This window comes from Methylolobus aquaticus (assembly GCF_054172105.1).
In genome coordinates this window covers 1-4,910 of sequence record NZ_JBSYXP010000037.1, presented here as the reverse complement: position 1 = coordinate 4,910, position 4,910 = coordinate 1, and the positions used below count along the sequence as shown (strand labels likewise).

General features: G+C 54.3%; 7 protein-coding genes. All 7 read left to right on the top strand.

The genetic code is table 11. The features are described from left to right. The first annotated feature begins 152 nt into the window (after positions 1–152). On the top strand, positions 153–1,208 hold the full coding sequence (locus tag ACW73L_RS22025; RefSeq protein ID WP_498924685.1) for a hypothetical protein: 1,056 nt from the start codon (positions 153–155) through the stop codon (positions 1,206–1,208). After that, on the top strand, positions 1,171–1,566 hold the full coding sequence (locus tag ACW73L_RS22020) for an ASCH domain-containing protein (RefSeq protein ID WP_498924684.1): 396 nt from the start codon (positions 1,171–1,173) through the stop codon (positions 1,564–1,566). The genes ACW73L_RS22025 and ACW73L_RS22020 overlap by 38 nt, the downstream gene beginning before the upstream one ends. 225 nt (positions 1,567–1,791) lie before the next feature. Further along, positions 1,792–1,977 carry a hypothetical protein gene (locus ACW73L_RS22015; RefSeq protein WP_498924683.1) on the top strand — a complete coding sequence of 62 codons (186 nt, stop codon included), beginning with the start codon at positions 1,792–1,794 and terminating at the stop codon, positions 1,975–1,977. A gap of 151 nt (positions 1,978–2,128) precedes the next feature. Continuing rightward, positions 2,129–2,410, top strand: a complete 282-nt coding sequence (locus tag ACW73L_RS22010) for a type II toxin-antitoxin system RelE/ParE family toxin (protein WP_129883826.1) — start codon at positions 2,129–2,131, stop codon at positions 2,408–2,410. Positions 2,411–2,422: 12 nt separating this feature from the next. Further along, positions 2,423–2,740, top strand: coding sequence for a HigA family addiction module antitoxin (locus ACW73L_RS22005; protein WP_129883825.1), 318 nt, complete (start codon positions 2,423–2,425; stop codon positions 2,738–2,740). 360 nt (positions 2,741–3,100) lie between these two features. After that, positions 3,101–3,871, top strand: coding sequence for a haloacid dehalogenase type II (locus tag ACW73L_RS22000; RefSeq protein ID WP_129883824.1), 771 nt, complete (start codon positions 3,101–3,103; stop codon positions 3,869–3,871). A gap of 395 nt (positions 3,872–4,266) precedes the next feature. Continuing rightward, positions 4,267–4,542 (top strand): super-infection exclusion protein B, encoded by a 276-nt coding sequence (locus ACW73L_RS21995; RefSeq protein ID WP_498924682.1) that lies wholly within the window; start codon positions 4,267–4,269, stop codon positions 4,540–4,542. Positions 4,543–4,910 lie beyond the last annotated feature (368 nt).

Genomic DNA, 4,910 nt, shown 5'->3' with positions numbered 1-4,910 from the left:
ATACCGTATTTTACCCCGTCCAGAACGCCGGAGCCCCCGCCACACAACGCCTTCGGAGTTTTTCACCAGCCTGTTAACCCTGCGCTACAGCGGCCGCCACATCGCGCTGCCGCTGAGCGCCGATGTTGGGCACCACTAAGATAGACCAAAATATGCTGATGAATCTAACTTACAAGCAATTTGCGGATATCGATTTAGCTGATCCATTTTTCGATTCGCTGAAGCAGGACTATGCGGAGTTCGAGCAGTGGTTTGCGAGGAAGGCAGCCGATTCTGCGTACGTATTCTACAGCGATACTGGGTTTCTTGACGGGTTCCTCTACCTCAAAATCGAGAATGAGGTGGTCGAGGATGTACAACCGCCTCTGCCGCCGGCTCGGCGCGTAAAGGTAGGCACTCTAAAGATCAACCCTCACGGCACAAGGCTCGGAGAGAGATTCTTAAAGAAAATTTTTGACCATGCCGTCACGCAGGCAGCGAACGAGATTTACGTAACCGTGTTTGATAAGCACGAAGCGCTGATAGCACTATTCCAGCGATATGGATTTCGACAGCGTGCTACGAAAACAACGGCTAACGGAACCGAGCTAGTCCTTGTGAAAACAATGACAGATGTAAGTGGCGGCGTACTAGATCGCTATCCGTTGATGAAGTTAGCGGATAATTCAATTTATCTCCTTTCTCTCTATCCTCAATGGCATACCCGATTACTCCCAGACTCCATCTTGAAGAACGAAGATTCCTCAATCGTTCAGGACGTTTCCCATACGAACAGCATTCATAAGGTATATTTGGCTGCGATGCGCGGAATGGAGAACTTGAGGCCGGGTGACGTCGTTCTGATTTATCGCACGTCTGATGGTGCGGGGCCAGCCCACTATCGCTCGGTGGCAACGTCCGTGTGCGTCATCGAGGAATATAGAAGCATACACTCATTTACGTCTAAGGATGACTTTATGGCGTATTGTTCGCCTTACTGCGTTTTTGAGGAACACGAGCTAAATCAGTTTTGGCACAAAAAGAGTTATCCGCACGTTATTCGGTTCACATACAACTTCGCATTGCCCAAGCGGGTTACGCGAGGAAGAATGATTGAGGAAATGGGGTTTGACGCCGGTGGTTACTGGGGTTTCATGAGGCTATCTCTGGAACAGTTTCGGTCTGTGATAAATGCAGGGCAATTGGATGAAGGTCTTATTATCAATTAAGCCGGAGTACGCGTATAGCATCCTGGATGGGACAAAACGGTATGAATTCCGCAGAAGGGTGCATCGAGATGCTCGCGTGAATACAGTCATTATCTATGCCACTAAGCCAGTAGGGAAGGTGGTGGGTGAGTTTTCAATTAAAACGGTTCACACTGAGCACCCAGACTCTTTATGGGAAAAGACCAAGGAGTTTTCGGGTATCACAAAACAATTCTTCTCTGAGTATTTTCACGATAGAGATGTCGGGCATGCCATTGAAGTAAAAACAGTAAAAAGATACCGGAAGCCCAAAGAGTTAAGCGACTTCCTGGAAAGTGGTGTCGCGCCACAATCATACGCATATGTGTCTGGGAATTAAGGGACAATAGGGGGCAGACCACGGTTTCGCTGTGCGATATTTGCGTCGAGTTGGCTGTGAGAGATGATTGGGGTCGGGTCTTCACTTTGCAGGATCGAAGACCACCTCTTCCCGAGGCCAGACCGCCACGGTTGGTGGTGCTCGACCGGAATCGGCCGCGGGCCTGGGGTACCCGCAAATGCAAACTAAAGACCTGACCCCGAGCGTTCCTCGACAGGTCGCTAGGTGTCAAGTAAAGAACTGACCCCCTTGCGCCCCTTGCTGGCCACGGGCCGGCTCCGCCCGGTGCCCGATACGCCGCGTTTCACGCTGTCCGCGTTCATGGTCTCCGCACGGGACCACCGCTCGCCGGCGCTGGCCCCGGTCCTCGACTGGTTCAGGGAATTCGCGAAGCGGGAGCGGGGGGAATGAAGCTGGGGGATTGGGGGGGCAGTTGAATCTTGACCGCTGGACGTCCGACAGGGAGTACCCGACCCGGCTGTTCAGCCCACGCAGTCGACCCGCAGGCTTTCACCTCAGACTAACGCTTCACAATACTAACGCCGCACGGTACTATCCCTGCGTGACCATCGTATCGTTCGCGTGCCGCGAGACAGCTGATCTCTTTGAGGGTAGGAGGATCAAGCGCTTCGTCAACGTGCAAGCCGTCGCGATGCGCAAGCTCGCGATGCTGAATCGGGCAGCGACACTAGATGACCTGAGAATTCCACCTGGGAACAGGCTGGAGTCACTCGTCGGAAATCGCGCGGGTCAGCACAGCATCCGGATCAACGACCAATTTCGAATCTGCTTCGTATGGTCCCCCGAAGGACCAACAAGAGTTGAGATCGTCGACTACCACTGACCGAGCACCAGCATGCGCAGCGTCCCTTATCCACATCCTGGCGAAATTCTCATGGAAGAATTCCTCAAGCCGATGCGAATCACACAATACCGTCTCGCGAAAGAGATAGGCGTTCCACAACGCCGCATCGGGGAGATTGTTGCAGGCACTCGCGGCATCACGGCTGACACGGGCCTGCGGCTGTCCCGATTTTTCGGGATGTCCGATGATTTCTGGATGGGGTTACAGTTGGACTATGACGCTGCATTGGCGAAAGATGCACTCGCCGAGACGCTGGCGAAGATCACTCCATGGAAGCACAGCGAGAATCCTGGGGTCGATGCGAACTAAGCGGCTACCGGGGACTTCGCTGCCGCTTCACGAATGAGTGCACTGGATGGCGCGCCTCTTGAATATGGGCTCACACACCATTGACGCATTCGCGAGCGGTGGCTGGCTCTTTGCCTGCCAGCGCATACGGAAAATGCTACTCCCCGAAGCCCGCACCGAGATTGGTCCCGTATTTAGCCCTGACAGTCTTTTGAGTACGATAGTATCGCTAGTATGGCGAGTGTCTCCTGTTCATGCGCTTCGCAGCGCGCGAGGGGAAACCGAGCAGGGGAATACGGAAGACGCGCGGCCGGACGCGTCGCTAGGTTTCAAGTAAAGAACCGACCCCCTGACCCGGGCACAGCTATGAAGGAGCTAGTGATGCCACTAAATCGCCGAGAGTTCCTAAACCTGGCTACCGCAGGCGTTGCGGCTGCGGGCTTGGCGTCGATGCCATTGACGCATGGCGCTAAAAAACCCGAGATCAAAGCTATTGCCTTTGATGCTTTCCCGATTCTTGATCCGCGTCCGGTCTTTGTTCTTGCCGAAAAGCTATTCCCCGGACAGGGCACTGAGTTAAGCAATGCGTGGCGCACGAGGCAGTTTGAATACCAATGGCTGCGTGCCTTATCCGGACGGTATGTAGACTTCTGGCAGGCAACCGAAGACAGTCTGGTATACGCGACCGAGTTGTTAAACCTTGATCTAACCCCAGAAAAGCGCAAACAACTGACGGAAGCTTATCTTGGGCTCAAAGCGTGGCCTGATGCTCCGGCGGCGCTAGAATCACTCAAGAGAACAGGCATCCGGTTGGCGTTTCTGTCAAACGCGACCCCAAAGATACTTGATGCCGGTATCAAGAACTCCGGCCTTGACGGTTTATTTGAGCATGTTCTCAGTACCGATAAAATAAGAACCTATAAACCCGATCCGCGCGCATATCAAATGGCAATTGACGCGTTTGGTCTTGCAAGAGAGGAAATCCTTTTCTCGGCGTTCGCCGGGTGGGATGCGGCCGGGGCTAAGTCGTTTGGCTATACAACATTCTGGGTTAATCGGTTAAATCTTCCCCGCGAGCAACTCGGCGTTCTCCCCGATGCAGTTGGAAAAAATTTGAACGATTTGGTTAGCTTCGTAAAAGCGCTGAGTTGAATATGACGCTTGAAGGTAACCTGGGGTCACCCTTTAGCCGGCCCAGGTCAATAGGACGAGAACGGTGATTGGGGTCGGTGCTTCACTGTGCAGGATCGAAGACGACATCTTCCCGGGGCCAGACCGCCTCGGTTGGCGGTGCTCGACTGGTATCGGCCGCGGGCCTGGCAACTCTCGCGTTAATGCGAAGCGGGGACGGGGCGCGAAGCCGGGATTGGGGTACCCGCAAATGCAAACTAAAGACCTGACATCGAGCCTTCGCGACAGTATCGCTAGGCCGTGTATCTCCGGTTCGTGCGCTTCGCAGAGTAAGAGGGAAAACGAGGAGGGGACACGGAAGACGCGCGGCCCGAAACGCGACGGGTCGCTAGGTTTCAAGTAAAGAACTGACCCCCTTGCTACTTAAGCTTCATGCGTTGACGTCAGAGGAAAAGGGATATTTGGCACCCTACGTTTTCGGGAAAGTGAACACGCAATACTTTCGAGTAGACGACGGAATCGCAGGAGGATTAACGGCGAAGCTAATGATTTATCGAAGTTCCAACGCCTTCAACATGATCAAGGACGTCCCATACAATATCCAGCCATGGGCGAAAGAATACTTGATCAAGAATCCGGAACTGCTCGACGGGGCTGTCGAGCCTGAAGATGCTGAGAGTTGGCGCCTCTGATCGCCAACAGGCGCGTCACGTTGGTAGGCCGCGTCTCCCCGACTCGCAAAAGTGACGAGCCTTAGGGTAGCCTGTGAGATGATTGGGGTCGGGTCTTTGATTTGCAGGATCGACGACCACCGCTTCCCGGGGCCGGACCGCCACGGTTCGCGGTGCTCGACCGGAATCGGCCGGGGGCCTGGCAACTCTCCCGTTAATGCGAAGTGGGGATCGGGTGCGAACCCGGGCGTGGGGTACCCGCAAATGCAAACTAAAGACCTGACCCTGAGGCTCTGAGGCTTCAATCTGGCTTTAGCAGGATGGTGAAAAACCGCTCTGAAATTCCCCTTACCTTTCCCGCCGAACCAAATCGGCTGGGTGCGGGGTCG

Coding starts and splice junctions, on each gene's coding strand:
- ACW73L_RS22025 (WP_498924685.1), top strand. CDS start 153: ATGCTGATGAATCTAACTTACAAGCAATTTGCGGATATCGATTTAGCT.
- ACW73L_RS22020 (WP_498924684.1), top strand. CDS start 1,171: ATGCAGGGCAATTGGATGAAGGTCTTATTATCAATTAAGCCGGAGTAC.
- ACW73L_RS22005 (WP_129883825.1), top strand. CDS start 2,423: ATGCGCAGCGTCCCTTATCCACATCCTGGCGAAATTCTCATGGAAGAA.
- ACW73L_RS22000 (WP_129883824.1), top strand. CDS start 3,101: ATGCCACTAAATCGCCGAGAGTTCCTAAACCTGGCTACCGCAGGCGTT.